Origin of the sequence: Caballeronia sp. S22, from assembly GCF_964261745.1 — a bacterium.
GTDB lineage: Bacteria > Pseudomonadota > Gammaproteobacteria > Burkholderiales > Burkholderiaceae > Caballeronia > Caballeronia jiangsuensis.
The window spans coordinates 163,601-179,210 of the sequence record NZ_OZ180037.1 but is presented as its reverse complement, the minus strand read 5'-3'; the positions used below and the strand labels follow the sequence as shown (position 1 = coordinate 179,210).

At 63.1% G+C, this 15,610-nt stretch carries 13 protein-coding genes; 3 read left to right on the top strand and 10 right to left on the bottom strand.

The genetic code is table 11. From position 1 onward, the window contains the following. Positions 1–7: 7 nt before the first annotated feature. Positions 8–1,324, top strand: a complete 1,317-nt coding sequence (locus ACEN42_RS24530; RefSeq protein ID WP_371884991.1) for an MFS transporter — start codon at positions 8–10, stop codon at positions 1,322–1,324. A 12-nt stretch (positions 1,325–1,336) separates the two neighbouring features. On the opposite strand, the gene ACEN42_RS24525 is transcribed toward ACEN42_RS24530, so the two are convergent. From ACEN42_RS24525 to ACEN42_RS24515, 3 genes are all read right to left on the bottom strand, one after another. Next, positions 1,337–3,085 carry a tannase/feruloyl esterase family alpha/beta hydrolase gene (locus tag ACEN42_RS24525; RefSeq protein WP_371884990.1) on the bottom strand — a complete coding sequence of 583 codons (1,749 nt, stop codon included), beginning with the start codon at positions 3,083–3,085 and terminating at the stop codon, positions 1,337–1,339. 102 nt (positions 3,086–3,187) lie between these two features. Next, complete coding sequence (locus ACEN42_RS24520; protein WP_371884989.1) at positions 3,188–4,441, bottom strand: porin; 1,254 nt, start codon at positions 4,439–4,441, stop codon at positions 3,188–3,190. Between the two features lie 253 nt (positions 4,442–4,694). After that, on the bottom strand, positions 4,695–5,642 hold the full coding sequence (locus tag ACEN42_RS24515; protein WP_371884988.1) for a LysR family transcriptional regulator: 948 nt from the start codon (positions 5,640–5,642) through the stop codon (positions 4,695–4,697). 102 nt (positions 5,643–5,744) lie between these two features. On the opposite strand from ACEN42_RS24515, the gene ACEN42_RS24510 reads away from it, so the two are divergent. Further along, positions 5,745–7,166, top strand: coding sequence for an aldehyde dehydrogenase family protein (locus ACEN42_RS24510; RefSeq protein ID WP_371884987.1), 1,422 nt, complete (start codon positions 5,745–5,747; stop codon positions 7,164–7,166). A gap of 13 nt (positions 7,167–7,179) precedes the next feature. Here ACEN42_RS24510 and ACEN42_RS24505 read toward each other — a convergent pair whose 3' ends face one another. Continuing rightward, positions 7,180–8,478: a glycosyltransferase family 87 protein gene (locus tag ACEN42_RS24505; RefSeq protein ID WP_371884986.1), complete on the bottom strand. Its 1,299-nt coding sequence runs from the start codon at positions 8,476–8,478 to the stop codon at positions 7,180–7,182. Between the two features lie 307 nt (positions 8,479–8,785). Between ACEN42_RS24505 and ACEN42_RS24500 the strand changes: the two genes are divergently transcribed. Next, a protein-coding gene (locus tag ACEN42_RS24500) for an IS3 family transposase (RefSeq protein WP_371880806.1) occupies positions 8,786–9,933 on the top strand; the annotation gives its coding sequence in 2 pieces (ribosomal slippage) (positions 8,786–9,035 and positions 9,035–9,933; 1,149 coding nt in all). Between the two features lie 57 nt (positions 9,934–9,990). On the opposite strand, the gene ACEN42_RS24495 is transcribed toward ACEN42_RS24500, so the two are convergent. The 6 genes from ACEN42_RS24495 to ACEN42_RS24470 form a co-directional block, all read right to left on the bottom strand. Then, positions 9,991–10,833 (bottom strand): MBL fold metallo-hydrolase, encoded by an 843-nt coding sequence (locus tag ACEN42_RS24495; protein ID WP_371884985.1) that lies wholly within the window; start codon positions 10,831–10,833, stop codon positions 9,991–9,993. Next, positions 10,833–12,161: an MFS transporter gene (locus ACEN42_RS24490; protein WP_371884984.1), complete on the bottom strand. Its 1,329-nt coding sequence runs from the start codon at positions 12,159–12,161 to the stop codon at positions 10,833–10,835. The genes ACEN42_RS24495 and ACEN42_RS24490 overlap by 1 nt, the downstream gene beginning before the upstream one ends. An 18-nt stretch (positions 12,162–12,179) precedes the next feature. Beyond that, positions 12,180–13,196, bottom strand: a complete 1,017-nt coding sequence (locus ACEN42_RS24485; protein ID WP_371884983.1) for a succinylglutamate desuccinylase/aspartoacylase family protein — start codon at positions 13,194–13,196, stop codon at positions 12,180–12,182. A 103-nt stretch (positions 13,197–13,299) separates the two neighbouring features. Beyond that, positions 13,300–14,190, bottom strand: a complete 891-nt coding sequence (locus tag ACEN42_RS24480) for a LysR family transcriptional regulator (protein WP_371884982.1) — start codon at positions 14,188–14,190, stop codon at positions 13,300–13,302. Between the two features lie 3 nt (positions 14,191–14,193). Next, positions 14,194–15,069 (bottom strand): glutathione-dependent disulfide-bond oxidoreductase, encoded by an 876-nt coding sequence (gene yghU / locus ACEN42_RS24475; RefSeq protein WP_371884981.1) that lies wholly within the window; start codon positions 15,067–15,069, stop codon positions 14,194–14,196. A 114-nt stretch (positions 15,070–15,183) separates the two neighbouring features. Continuing rightward, entirely contained in the window at positions 15,184–15,564 is a 381-nt protein-coding gene (locus tag ACEN42_RS24470; protein WP_371884980.1) for a TraR/DksA family transcriptional regulator, read from the bottom strand. Positions 15,565–15,610 lie beyond the last annotated feature (46 nt).

Genomic DNA, 15,610 nt, shown 5'->3' with positions numbered 1-15,610 from the left:
ACGATTCATGCACAGCAATGCTCACGGCGGCCCGGCCCGCCAGCCCGGCCGCGCGGCGTTCGCCGCGTTCCTCGGCACGACGATCGAGTGGTACGACTTTTATATCTACGCGACCGCATCGGCGCTCGTGTTCGGCAAGCTGTTCTTTCCATCGGGCGATGCGTTCTACAGCACGCTCGCATCGTTCGGCACCTTCGCGGTGGGCTTCTTCGCGCGGCCATTCGGCGGGCTCGTGTTCGGGCATCTCGGCGACCGCGTGGGCCGCAAGAAGGCGCTCGTTGCCACGCTCGCGATCATGGGCGTGGGTACGGTCGGCATCGGCTTCCTGCCGACCTATGCGACCGCCGGCGCGCTCGCACCCGCGCTGCTCGTGTTGCTGCGCGTCGCGCAGGGCATCGCGATCGGCGGCGAGTGGGGCGGCGCGGTGCTGATGGCAGGCGAACATGCGCCGCAAGGCAAGCGGACGTTTCTCGCATCGTTCGCGCAACTCGGCAGTCCCGCTGGGCTGATTCTCGCGTTGCTCGCGTTTCGCACGGTCGGACATCTGCCGCGCGAGGCGCTGCTCGACTGGGGCTGGCGCGTGCCGTTCATGGCGAGCGCGCTGTTGCTTGTCGTCGGCGTGTTCATTCGTGCGCGCGTCGCGGAATCGCCGGAGTTCACCGCGTATAGCGAGCGGCAGAAGCCCGCGCGCCTGCCTGTCGTCGATGTCTTGCGCAACGCATGGCACACGGTGCTGCTGTGTCTCGGCGCGAATGTCATCGGCGTGGCGGGCGCGTGGTTCGTGAACACGTTCATGCTCAGCTTCACGACGGAAACGCTCGGCCTCGAACGCGCGCTGGTCCTCGATTGTCTCTTCGTCGTCGCGTTCATTCAGCTCTTCACGCAGCTCGCGTCGGGATGGATCGCGCAGCGCGTCGGCGCGAATCGCTTTCTCGCATGGGCCGCGGGGCTGGCGATGCTGTCGCCTTATCCGATGTTCGTGCTCGTGTCGACGGGACGGCCTGTTGCGATCGTCATCGGTATTGCGATCGCGGTGATGTGCATGTCGAGTTCGTATGCGGTGATGGCCGGACTCATGACCGACGCGTTCGATGTCGGCGTGCGGTATTCGGCCATCTCGCTCTCGTATCAGTCATGCGCGGCGCTGGCGGGTGGATTGACGCCGCTCATCGGCACCGTGCTCGCGCATGCGTGGCCGGGGCAGTGGTGGCCGCTTGCGTTGTTCTACAGCTCGCTTGCGGCCGTATCGCTCGTGTGTCTGCTCGGATTGCAGCGGCGCAGGGTGCATACGCGCGCCGCCGCAACAATGGCGATGATGGAGTGATGGTATAGCCGCTTACGGCGCCGCGACCCCCTGCGTCTTCGGGCTATACGACGTATAGAAACTCGCTCCTGCCCACGCGGGCGCGGGATCGTTATACAGCGGCGCGCCCTGAGCCCAGTTCGCTCCATCATGCCAGTCGCCGCTGCCGTTGAACTTCGCCACGGCCGGATACGGATACACCGGACGCGATGCCGTCACCGCGCTCGTCGTCGCATCGGTCTGATAGGTCATGACGGCATTCGGCGCCGTGCTCTGCTCGACCCAACCGGTGATCTGCGATACGAGATCGATGTTCGGGAAGCCTTCGCCGCCGCCGCAGTGACCCACGCCCGGCACCAGATACAGGCGCGAGAATTCGTTCGCGCTGGCTTCGCCCATCGTGTCCTTCACGGCCTGGTAATAGCGGATCGTGAAGAGCGGCGAGATATGCTGATCGGCCCAGCCGTGCCACAGAATCAGCTTGCCGCCCGCATTCTTGAACGCCGACAGATCCGGGCTCGTCGCATCGTTGAGCGCATGGTTGGTCTGCAGATAGTTCGGATAGAAGCTCGCGTCGGTATAGCCGAAGGTGTCGATGTTCGGCATCGTGGGCGATCCCGTGAAGATCAGGTTATACGCGCCGGTCACGATCATGTAGCTGAAGAGGCTCGTCACGGGCACGGGCGCATCCGTCGAGTTCGATGTCGGCACCTCGACGCCGATACAGTTCGCTTCCGAGCCGTACAGCGGCGAGCCGCCCAGCATGAGCATGTTCGTGTTCGCATCGGTCGGGCCGCTGTAGATCTTCTTCGCCGTCGCGACTTCCGCAGCGCTGAGGCAGTTGCTCGTGCTCGACGCGCTGGCCGCGCATTGAATGGTCGCGGGATCGAAATGACACGTGCGCGGATCGGCGATGAGGCCATCGGCCACGCTTGCCTGACCGCCGCATGCGGCGACGACTGCCTTGTGCAGCACCTGAGCCTTGTCGGCGTAAAGCACGGCCTTGCCGGCGCTCGTGCCCGTCGTGCTGTTCGATTCCACGTTCCAGCCGTGATAGAGCGAGTTCTGGATCTGGAAGTGCGCAGCAGGCGCGCCGGCGACGATGCCGTTGTAGTCCGACGGATAGCGTTGCGCGGCCATCAGCGCCTCGCGGCCGCCATCGGAGCAGCCGACGAAGTACGAGTACTTCTGTTCCTGTCCGTAGTACGCCTTGATCAGCTTCTTCGCGGCGAGCGTCGTGATGTGCTGGCCGCGATACGCGAAGTCCGCCTGCTTCTGCGGATCGGTCGTCCATGCGGAACTCTGTCCGGAGTGGCCCATGTCGGTCGCCGCCGTGACGAAGCCGCCTTGCTGAACGAGCGGACAGGTATAGCTGAAGCTGAACGAGCTTTGCTTGCTCGGATCGCTGAGATTGCCGCACAGGCCGCCGCAGCCCAGCTCGGCGAAACGCTGCGTCCACGAGTCGACCGGCAACGCGACCTCGAACGTGTTCGACGGCGCGAGCGTGCCTTTCACCGTGCAGAAGTTGACGGTCGCGCCGTTGACCGTAGCGGCCGTGACCGTGGCCGAGCTGATGGTGCTGCCCCCGCCGCCGATATCGCTGAGATCGATCGATGCCAGCTTCGAACAATCGACGACAGGCTTCACTACGGCCAACGGTGTTTTCGCGGCGCTGTCGCTGCCCGTGCTGCTGCTGCTACCGCCGCCGCATGCCGCGACGGTGGCGGCCACGATGCACGCGGCCAGCAATGTCAGTAATCGCCTGGGATCCAGAGCTCTCATGCTTATCTCCTTGACTTCCTTTTGAATGGCGCGCGTTCGCATCGCCCGCACGACGACGCGTGCTGGCGATCGGACGCTCGAAGCGAAATGATTCGTTGCTGATCAGAAGCGGTGGATGATGCCCACGCCCGCAGCGAACATGCTGCGCGATGCCGACGGTGCGCCCTGGAAGCCATCGCCGATCGTCGCGATCGCTGCACCCTGGCGCGGGGTCGTCGTCGCGTTGTTGTTCGGGTAGAACAGCGTATTGCCGTTCGCACACTGGAACGCTTCCAGTGCGTACAGACCCGTGCGCTTCGAGAGCGAGTAGTACTGGGACAGGTTGAACTGATGGTACGAAGCCGCGTCGTTGATGCCGTTCGCCTTGCTCGCCCACGTGTAGCTGTAGCCCGCCGCGAAGTCCCATGCCGACGTCGCCTTCCAGTGCAGCACCGTGCCTGCCGTATTGAACACGGCTTCGTCGGTAAAGCCGGAGTTCACGCCCGGGATGTACTGAACGTTCGTGTACGTGACCGAGATATCCCACGCGCTGTTGAACTGGTAGCCGCCCGCAACCGCGAAGCGCTGTTGCGCCTGTGCGCGCTGATAGCCAGCCGTCACCGCCGACACGCCCGCCTGGCCGCCGCCCGTCGTGCTCGTCGTATCGTTGACAGTGGTCGACTGACCGCTGTAGAAGCCGCCGCCGTTGGCCGCGTTGTTGATGCGCGAGAACGCCACCGCACCACCGATCGGGCCTTGCTGATACTGGATCGCAGCCGACCACGTCGAGCCTTGGTACACGCTGTCGGGCACGCCCGCGAACGAGTACGAACCGCTCACCGTCACGCCGTAGAGCTTCGGCGACGTATAGACGACCGAGTTGTTCGCACGGTAGATCGTGTCCAGACCGTCCAGATCGCCCGGGTGCGCGCCGAAGTAGCCGGTCAGCCAGTTTGTCGGGCTATAGGGCGAGAGCAGCGTGTAGTACGAGGTGTACTGGCGGCCGAGAGTCAGCGTACCGTAGCCCGGGTTCGTCAGACCGACCCATGCCTGGCGGCCGAACATCGCGTTGGTGAACTGCTGTTGCCCGCTGTTGATGTCGAAGCCCGATTCCAACTGGAAGATGGCCTTGTTGCCGCCGCCCAGGTCTTCCGCGCCCTTCAAACCGAAACGGCTGCCCGCCCAGATGCCCGACGCCATCTTGACGTTCGAACGGCCCGGGGTGCTTCTGTTCAGGTTCGTCTGGCTGCTTTGGTAGACAATCGAATCGTCGACGATCCCGTACAGCGTGACGCTGCTTTGCGCGAATGCCGGCGTTGCGACGGCAGCCGCATACAACAGCACGCCCGCACTCAATGGCTTCAGTTGACCTTTCACTCTTGAACACCCCTCATCGTTGTCGTTCGATTGATGACGCGATGGCATGACGCGCAACGCGCCCATTTGCCCGCGGGTTCGAACGTACGCCGTTCACGGAGCGCAAAAAGAAAGGGTTAACCTGTGGATGAGGCCCGACCGTCGATTGCAAGGCGGCGTCGCGATGACGCGGAACCCTTGCGTAGCGAGCGCGTCCACGCAATGTTCGATGGAACCGATGCCGGAATCGCGATAAACAAAACTGATGACCGCGTTAAGCCTTTGAATTGGGCTGCCTGCGCTTCCTGTTCGGCGCCGCGCGCTTGCGATTCGCATCGGCATAGTCGCGGATCATGTCGATCAAGGCGCGCAAGCCGGCGGGCACATGACGCCGGCCCGGATAGTAGAGGCATAGCCCGTCGAGCGGCGGCGTCCATTCTTCGAGCACGCGCACGAGCGCGCCTGCCGCGAGATCCACGCTGACATTCCATTCGGTCAGATAGGCGAGACCGAGCCCGGCGCGCGCCGCCGCGAGCATCATGCCCGGTTCGTCGAGCGTCAGCGCGCCGTCGCCGTCGATGCGCACCGTCTGACCGTGCCGCTCGAATTCCCACTGATAGATCGACCCGCTCGGCATCCGGCTGCGAATGCAGCGATGCGCGGCGAGATCGGCGGGCGTGCGCGGCGGCTTGTGCTTCGAGAAGTACGCCGGACTGCCGACGACGGCAAAACGCTGACGCTCGCCGAAGGCCACCGCGATCATGTCCTGCGGCACGGTTTCGAGCAAACGGATGCCCGCGTCGAAGCCTTCGACGACGATATCGATCAGACGTCCTTCGGTGACGATATCGAGCTTCATGTCGGGATAGCGCTGCAGAAACGCGATGAAGACCGGCATCGCCTGATGCGCCGCGCCCACCGACGTGTTGATGCGCAAGGTGCCCGACGGCGTGTCGCGAAAGCTGCCGGCCTGTTCGAGCGCATCGCGGATGGTCGACAGCGCGGGCGCCACGTTCTGCACGAACTGCGCGCCGGCCTCGGATAGCGACACGCTTCGGGTCGTGCGGTTGAAGAGCCGCACGCCGATGCGCGCTTCGAGCCCGGCGATCGAATGACTGAGCGCGGACGTCGATACGCTCAGTTCGCTCGCGGCGGCGCGGAAGCTGCGATGTCGCGAGACGGCCAGCACGGCTTCGAGTTCGGCTAGACCGGACGTTTTCATTATGCTAAATCGCTCAAGAGGTCATGCCGGATTGTACGTCTAGTCGAATCAATGCAAACGCCTTATCTTTGGGCTGACTACATCGAATCGGACCAATCGGACATGCACTATATCGATCAGATCTTCGTTGACGGCGCATTCGTTACGCCGCACGGCAGCGAGCTTTTCGACCTCTACGATCCGTCCACCGAACAGGTCATCGGTCGCGTGCGTCTCGCCGATGCCGAGGACGCGCGCCATGCGATCGCGGCCGCGAAGCGCGCATTTCCCGCGTTCTCGCGGACGGACAAGCGCGAGCGCATCGACATGCTGAAGCGCATGCATGCCGCCGTGGTCGCGAAAGAGGACGAGCTTTTCGAGGCGATCGTCGCGGAGTACGGAGCGCCGGTGTCGCGCGGGCGCTGGATGGCGCAGCACGCGGGCAATGTGCTGCTCGAAGCGGCGAAGGTGCTCGAAACGTTTTCGTTCGTGCGCGAAGCCGGTACGGCGAAGGTCGTCATGCAGCCGCTCGGCGTCGCGGGATTGATCACGCCGTGGAACAGCGATGCCGGTTTCATCTGCGGCAAGCTCGCGGCCGCGCTTGCGGCGGGCTGCACGGCCGTCATCAAGCCGAGCGAGATGAGCGCGATGCAGACGCGCGTCGTTACCGAAGCGCTGCATGAAGCGGGGCTTCCCGCGGGCGTGTTCAATATCGTCACGGGACGTGGCGAAACCGTCGGCGCGGAGATCAGCGCGCATCCCGATATCGCGAAGCTGTCGTTCACCGGATCGACAGCCGTGGGCAAGACGATCCTGCGCACCGCCGCGGATACGCTCAAGCGCGTGACGCTGGAACTCGGCGGCAAGTCTCCGATGATCGTGCTCGACGACGCGAATTTCGACGCAGCCGTGCCGCTCGCGCTCGACGCGGGCTTCATGAACAGCGGGCAGGCGTGCATTGCCGGCACGCGCATTCTGGTGCCGCGCGCGCGGCTCGCGGAATTCGAGGACAGGATCGTGAATGCGGTCGGCAAGATTCGATCAGGCGATCCGCGCGATCCGCAAACCAGCATCGGACCGATGGTGAGCCGCAAGCAATGGGAGCGCGTGCAGCGCTATATCCGTATCGGCATCGACGAGGGCGCGCGGTTGATCGCGGGCGGCGAGGGGCGTCCGGATAACGTCGATGCGGGCTGGTTCGTGCGTCCGACCATCTTCAGCGATGTGAAGAACGACATGACGATCGCGCGCGAGGAAATCTTTGGTCCGGTGCTGTCGATCATCGCGTACGGCGATACCGAGGATGCGATCGCGATCGCCAACGATACGCCGTACGGCCTGCAAGCCTACGTCGCTTCATCGGACGCCGCGCGCGCGAATGCGGTGGCAGAGCGCATCGAGGCGGGGCGCGTGCTCGTCAATACGCTCGCGCACGAACCGGCCGCGCCGTTCGGCGGTTTCAAGCAGTCGGGTATCGGGCGCGAATACGGCACCTTCGGTATCGAGGCGTTTCTCGAACCGAAGGCGTTGCTTGGCGTGCGCTAAGTTCTCGTAAATCTCACGCAATCCGCGAGTCGAATGCGCCGGTGTCCGCGTTCCGATTTCGCCGGAGCGCCGTCGCGGGCGGGAAATAACGCGCGACGCACAGCACATAGGTAATCAGCGCCGAGACGGTGTACATCGCGGACCGCTCCATGAAGAACAGAAGGAGCACCGCGATTGCGAGAAGGAACAACTCGACACGCGGCGCGAGCGCGGACAGTTGCAGATCGCGTTGCTCCAGCGCCGTGCCGAGCAGAATCACCAGAGGAATCAGCGCGACGACCATGTGAATCGGTTCGAGAATCGGCGCGGCGAGCAGCATCGTCATGCAGGCGAGCGCGTAGTCCATGCGTCTTTCGCGACTGCGGCGGATCACGAGATAGCATGCGAACAGACAGATGATTACGGCGAAGATTGTCTGCGTCGTGTGAAGCGTCGCCTCGGATGCCGGCATGCCGAGCTTCTCCGATATCGTCTGCAGGGCGCCGCGCACGGAGCTATTGCCGGGCAGACCGCCTGCGCTGAGGATCTGCGCTTGCGCGCGTGCGATCTCGACGGTCAGGTACTCCCAGATCACGCGAAAGCCCAGCCTGCTTGCGGTGAAGAGCGTGAGCGCGATGGCGCAGACGCCTGTCGATATCACCGTGCGCCATTCACGTCGCAATAACAGCAGGCCGACGACCGCGAGCGGCGTCACCTTGAACACCACTGCAAATGCGAGAAACAGGCCCGCCAGCCAGCGATTGCCGCGTTCGATCAGGAAGAACGGCGTCGCGAGCAGAAAGAACAGAAGCTGGTTCGATTGCCCGAGATAAGCGTCATGCAGCACCGGAAAGCTCAGCAACGTCACCGCGATGAGCAGCGCGGTCACACGCCTGTCTTCACCGCGATAGGACATCTTCGCAAGCAGAATCGCGCCGACGATACACAGCACGACCGACATCGCGACCCAGACGAGTTTCGCGGTAAACGACGGCAACAACGCGAATGGAGAGAAGATCACCGCGAACTGCGGCGGATAACAATAGATGAGGATGTCGTCCAGGTTGGCGCCGAGATTCGACAGATAGGCAACCAGATGCTCGTTGTTATAGATGAGCGATGGATCGTGCGGCGCGTTCAGCACGGTGCTGAACGCGTAATAGTAGAAATTGAAATCGCTGAAGGCCCGTGCATGATCGGACACATAGGTCAGCGAATAGTGATAGATGATGACCATGCGGATCGCGAGAAACCCCGCTGCGACCAGCATGAGAAAAGCCGCAATGATCCGGATGTTATCGGTGGATCTGGCGCCAGCCCGAGCGTTCAGCATGGACGTTCTCCCGTATGTCGGCTATCGCGTAGTAAGGACGCTGTAATCAGGATCTTCGGGATCGATCCGCTATTCGTCTCATGAAAACAAGTCAGACGGGATAGCAGATCCTTACGGCCTACGAATCGTGACAGCATCGCCGGGGCGGCGTCAATCGTGTTTTTGCGCACTGCAACGGTTGGATCATTATTGAAAAAGGGATGACGTGCATTTATTTTTATGCACTCGTGCCGGTCGCAGGAATGTAGTGGTCTAGCAATCTTGGACACTTCGAAAGGTAGACTTTGATCGACCAGCGAGGTGTCAAATGGGCAGAAGAGAATTTTCAGAGGAATTCAAGCGCGAGGCAGTGGCGCTTGTACTGGAGCAGGGCTATACGGTGACGAAGGCGGCGAAGGCGCTGGGCATTGGAGGGACGGCGTTGCGGCGCTGGATCGGCAATCGCCGGCCGGTTGCGGGTGCACCGGTGAGCGCAGCCGAGGGCGGCAGCGCTGAACAGCGAAGGGTTCGAGCACTTGAGAAACGAGTGGCGGAGCTCGAACGGGAGCGCGACATTCTAAAAAAATCCACGGCCTTCTTTGTCAAGGAACTGGACCGCGATTCGAAGTGATCCGGCAGGCAGAGAAGGCATATCCGACAGCGACGCTGTGTCGTGTAGTCGGCGTGGCGCGCAGCAGTTACTACGCATGGAAGGCACGGCAGGGCAAGGCACGTCCGGTACGTACGGGGCTGGTGCGCGAGGTGCAGGCGATTCATGCGCAGATGCGGCAAAGCTATGGCAGTCGGCGCATATCGCAGGAAATGAAGCGTCGGGGCCATGCGGTGGGACGCGAGCGTGCGCGTCGCCTCATGCGCGAAGGCGGTGTGCAGGCGCGGGTACGTCGCACGCATCGTTATGTGAAGCGCACGCAAGCATCGGCGATTGCGCAAAACCGGCTCGATCGGGCATTCACCGTGACGGTTCCAAACCGGTTCTGGGCGGGCGACGTGACGTATATCTGGACGCAGCAGGGCTGGATGTATCTGGCTGTGGTGATCGATCTGTATTCCCGGCGTGTAGTCGGCTGGGCGACCTCGGGTTCCTGTGACACGTTCTTGGTGATTGGCGCGTTACAGGTCGCACTTCAAACGCGGCGTACCGAACCGGGATTGATGTTCCACTCGGACCAAGGAAGCAACTATGCGAGTTTGACGTTCCAGCAGTTTCTTAAGGAGCACGAGATCGTGCAGAGCATGAGCCGCAGAGGAAACTGTTGGGACAACGCCGTCGTCGAGCGCTTCTTCTGTACGCTCAAAGGAGAATGCATCGGCGAGCACGCATACCGTGATCACGCCGAGGCTCGCGCCGATGTGCTGACTTACATCTTGATGTACTACAACCAGGAACGCTTGCACTCGGCCGCGCGTCACATGCCGCCGGCCGAGTTCGAGGATTTAAAGGTGGAAACTGCGTAATCGGTGTCCAAGAATACTGAACCACTACAGGAATTTATTAAGTCCTTATGAGACGCATCAATCGTTCGCCGCAAGAAAACGCCACGCGAAGCCATTCACCGTTTCTTCGATTCTCCCGGCTGATGTCTGAGGAAAGTGCGCGGTGAACACGAGGGCTTCGGATTCGACCGCGCGTTTCAGCAGCCAGTCGCGCGAAGCACGCGCGTGCTGCGGTTGCTGGCAGAACACCGAACTCCAATGCGGCATCGAGACCTGAATCGGGCTATGCATCACGTCGCCGGAAAAAATTGCGGTCTCGCCGTTCGATTGCATTTCGATCGCCATATGTCCCGCGCTATGCCCAAATGTCGGCACGAAGCGAACGCCTTCGATGAGCGTCGCGCCTTCGTCGGGAATCGTGCGCGCGAGGCCCGCATCGATGAGGGGCAGCACACTGTCCGCGTAGACCATGCGGCGCGGCTCGCCGCCGGGTGTATCGAAGAATGCGCGCTCGCGTTCGCCGAACACATGCGTCGCGTTCGGGAACACCGGCGCCCAATGTCCGTTCTCCCAGTGCGTATTCCAGCCGACATGATCGACATGCAGATGCGTGAGCAACACATAATCGACCTCGTGCCGATCGAAACCGGCGGCTGCGAAGCGTTCGAGCACGGGATTGTCGAGCTGGTCGAAGAGCGCGCTGAAGGGACGCGACTTGCCGTTGCCGATGCCCGTATCGACGACGAACACGAGCCCGTCACGCTCGATCACCCATAGATGCGTGCGCAGTTCGATTGCGTCCGTGCCCAATTCATCGTTCCAGTCGGGATAGAGCTTCTCCGGCGCGAGCGCGAATGCCGTTTCGTCGATGCGCGTTATCGTCATGTCGCCGATACGGCAACTGAATACGTGATGGTTCATCAGCAAGCCTCCTTTCGCGCGGCCGATATGCGAGCCGTCGCCAGCGCATAGAGCAATGCACTCGCAAGCGCCGCGCTTCCGCCGACGATCGCGAGCGCTTGCGGGCCGCCGAGACGTTCGTTCAGATAGCCTACCGCGAGCGGTCCGAGACCGCCGCTGATCGCGTTGGTCATGAAAACGAGCAAGGCGATGGAGCGGCCGCGCATGCGGTTCGGCACGGCGATCTGCAGCGGCACGGGCGCAAGCGCCATCGCGATGCTCGCGGCCAGTGCGCAAGCGCCATACAGCATGACCGCGAGCGTGCTGTGAGCGACGAGCGGCATCGCGATCGCGGCGGGCACGAGCGCGGCCACCGCGCCCGTCGATATCGACAGCACCTTTCGCAGCGTGCGTTCATCGGTGACGCGCCCCGCGAGCAGCCCCGCCGCCGCGACGCCCATCATTCCGCCGATCATGTAGGCAGGCGCGGCCATCTTGCCGACCTCCGATGGCGCGAGATGAAAATGCCGCATCAGAAGCGTCGGAAACCACGCGGCATGCGAATAGAACAACGTGATGAGCGCGACATACGCGGCGAAGTAGGGCGCGCAGAAGCGATTGCGCACGAACAGTTCGATGAGCACTTCGCGCAGTGAGGGCAGTGCATCATCGCCGGCGCGCATGCGTTCGTCGGCTTCATGTCTTGCGGGCTCGCGCACCGTGAATGCCACGAGCGCCGCCAGCACGAGACCCGGCAGACCGACGAGCACGAACACCGCCTGCCACGGCGTAAAGCCGTGCGCCGCGAGCCGCGCGCTCGTATCGCCGCCGGTCGCGGAAAGCAGCATGCCGCCGCCGAAGAGCGCGAGCCCGCCGCCGATATACGGTCCGAGCATGAAGACGCTGCTCGCACGCGTGACCTTGCGCGGCGGAAAGATGTCGCTGAAGATGGAAAGCGCCGCGGGACTCAGCGCCGCTTCTGCGATCGCCGTGCCGGCGCGTGCGGCGAGCAGTTCCGCGAAGCTGGTCGCGAAGCCGCAGAGCGCCGTCGATATCGCCCAGATCGCGACGCATGCCGCGATCAGGCGCACGCGGTTGGCACGATCAACGAGACGCGCGACGAAGACGCCCGCTGTCGCGTAGCACATCGTGAACGAAAAGCCTTGCAACAAGCCGATTTGCGTATCCGTGATGCCGAGCGTCAGCTTGATCGGCTGCACGAGAATGCTGACGATCTGCCGGTCGAGATACGAGAACGCGAAGCAGACGAAGAACAACAGCACGATATACGTCGGATGCCGCACGTCGATGGACGTGTCCGCGCGCGCGGGCAGGGGATGAGCGCTCATGCATGTGCTCCTTGAGTGTCAGTCGAGAGAAGTTTCGGCGGCGATGAGCGCGATGCAGTCGCCCGCTTCGACGCGCGCGAAGGTGCGCGCGCACATCACGCGGCCCGCGCCGCGAAACGCGATCTCGCGCGGCGCGCGCCAGGGCTCGTGCGGATCGAAGAGACGGCCTGCGAGCTGGCCTGCGTGCACATCGTCATCGAGTGCAAAGGCGGCTTCGAACACGCCTGCATGCGGCGCGTAGACATAGTGCTGCGCGCCCTCGACGCGGAAATAGCGCGTCGCCGGTGCGGGCGTGATGCGCTCGTCGTGCAAGACGCCCAGACGCTGAAGCACGCGCTGCAAGCCATGTTCGACGATCGCGAGATTGACCACATCGCAGCCCGCGTGACCGCCGAACTCACCGCATACAAAGAGCTTGCCGTGACGCTCGGCGGCCGCCGCGAACGTGCGGTCTTCGCCGAGCAGGTCCATCACCATCGTGTTCGGCGCTCCGAACGCACGCACGAGATCGAGATAGCGCGCGCGGCGCTCTTCATCGTTCTTCGATGGCGGCGAAGCGAGCAACGTCGGCGCATGGTCGAACGACGCGCCGCCCGCATGTAGATCGATGACGACATCCGCGCGCGGCAGCAATTCGGTTTCGATGTAATGCGCGATCATCTCCGTCGGTTTGCCGTGACGCGCGCCCGGAAAGAGGCGGTTGAGATTGCCGCCATCGATGGGCGATGTGCGCGAGCCGTTGAGAAACGCGGGCATATTGAGCGCGGGAATCACGATCAGCCGGCCGCGAATCGCGAGTTCCGGCATGCGCTGCATCAGCTTCATCAACGCGACGGGGCCTTCGTATTCGTCGCCATGATTGCCGCCCGTGAGCAGCACGGTGGGGCCATCGCCCGCATTCAGGACGGCGAGCGGAATCGGGATATGACCGTAGGCGGAGCGGTCGTGCGACCACGGCAAACGCAGCGTGCCGGTTTGAAAACCGATGCGTTCGTAGTCGACGTCGGTGGCGATGAGCGAGGGGAGCGTTGACATGAGCGGAGTTCGAGTCGAGTGAGTTCGACTCCACTATTGCCGACGATAAAGCGCGTGGCCAATGCCGTTTCATGCGGCAGGTGATGCCTCGCAGGCATCGCGGCTACTCGGGCCGATGCGCTCTCAGCAGATCGATGAAACGCTGCAAGGCCGCGTTGCCGTGTTGCGCGAGAAAGCAGAATTCCAGCGGCAAACGCACGGAGAGATCCGTTACGTCGACGAATCGCACGCGAGCGGGCGGACGATCGCGATTGGCCGCATTGACGAGCGCCGCGCCGACGCCTGCCGCGACGAGCGAGAGAATCGCGGTTTCGGTGGAGGCTTCCTGACGGATATCGAGCGTGAGACCGCGCTCGGCGCAAGCGGAGACGAGGCGGTCGTAATACGCGGCATACACATGCCGTGGAAACGCGATGAAGGGCAGCCCGATCAATTCGACCGCCTTTACCGGCCCGTTCTTGCCGAGCGGACACGCATCGGGCACCGCGAGCACGACGCCCTGTTCCAGCAGCGGCACGCTCGCGAAGCCTTCGGGCAACGCGCCGAAGCGATAGCAAAAGCCGCCGTCGAGACGCTCGGCCGCGATGGCGTCGAGTTGCTCGGGCGTGTTCATCGGCTGCAATTCGAGTGCGACGTCGCTTGCGGATTGCTGAAACGCGCTCAGCGCCGACGACACCAGCCCGCTCCACGATGCATTCTCGACGAAGCCGACGCGCAAATGCCCCTGCACGCCCGACGCGATGCGATGCGCAAGCCGGTTCGCCGCATCGACGCGCGCGAGAATATCGCGCGCTTCACTCAGATACGCGATGCCCGCGGGCGTCAGCTTCAGTCCACGCGGTGTGCGCTCGAAAAGCGTTGCGCCGATGGCCTCTTCGAGATCCTGAATCTGCCGCGAGATGGCGGGCTGCGTGACATGCAGATGCTCGGACGCGGCGCGCACGCTGCGCAATTCCGCGACCGCGATGAAGTAGCGCAGATGGCGCAGTTCCATGCCTCACTTTTCCGTGGCGACTTTGTCCTGTGTGCGCGTGGTGAAGTCGGACGAGTCATGGCGCTCGTGCAACTGTGTCGAAGGCTCGCCGAAGGTACGGTTGACCATGCGGCCGCGCTGCACGGCGGGACGCGCGCCGATCGTGTCGGCCCAGCGTCGCACATGCCTGTATTCGTGGACGGAAAGGAACTCGGCCGCATCGTATAGCCAGCCGTTCACGAGGCCGCCGTACCACGGAAAGATGGCGATATCCGCGATGGTGTACGCGTCGCCGGCGATATACGCGCTGTCAGCGAGACGCTTGTCGAGCACATCGAGCTGACGCTTCACTTCCATCGCGAAGCGGTCGATCGGATACTCCATCTTGCTCGGCGCATAAGCATAGAAGTGCCCGAAGCCGCCGCCGAGATACGGCGCGCTGCCCATCTGCCAGAAGAGCCACGAAAGGCATTCCGCGCGCTTTGCGGGGTCAGTGGGCACCAACGCGCCGAACTTTTCCGCGAGATAGAGCAGGATCGCGCCGGATTCGAATACGCGCACGGGCGTCGCGCCGCTGCGGTCCACCAGCGCCGGAATCTTCGAGTTCGGATTGATGTCCACGAAGCCGCTGCCGAACTGATCGCCATCGCCGATGCGAATGAGCCACGCATCGTACTCGGCGCCGCGATGGCCGAGCGCGAGCAGCTCTTCGAGCATCACCGTGACCTTCACGCCGTTGGGCGTCGCCAGCGAATAGAGCTGCAGCGGATGACGGCCGACCGGCAACGCCTTCTCATGCGTCGGTCCGGAGATCGGCCGGTTGATACTGGCAAAACGTCCGCCGCTTTCCTTGGTCCAGGTCCACACGGCCGGCGGCACGTACTCGGGCAATGCGCTCATGCTTCACGCTCCTCGTTGCAAATTCGATTGAATTCGCCCGAGGTTAGCAGTTCGACGGCAAACGTGCTCAACCGCGCCTGGTATGATCAGCGCGTATCGCGGCATGACGCAGCGTCATCGGCCTGCTTCGCGCTTTTCCTGTTCTTCGACGGTGAGTATGGCTTCGGGCATCGCGTCGAGGCGCGCTTTTGAAATGGGCACGCCGCTTTCGTCCGAGAGACCGTAAGTGCCGTCCGCGATCTTCGCCAATGCACGCTCGATATCGCCGATGCGCCCGTCGTTCACGTCGCGCAATGCCTGATTCGCGATGTCCTGCTCCATGCGCTGGGCATCGTCCTCATACTCTTCGGCTTCGGAACCGCGCTCTTCCTGCAATCGACGCTCGGCCGCGATGCCGCCTTCCTCGTTGCCGAGCAATTCGCGTTTCAGCGCCAGCAGACGCTCGCGTTGTTTCGCGATGAAGTCGTCGCTCAAGCCGCTTTGTTGACTGGCCATGTTCATGCTCCATGAAAAGATGACTGAAAGCGAAAGCGGCTGACAG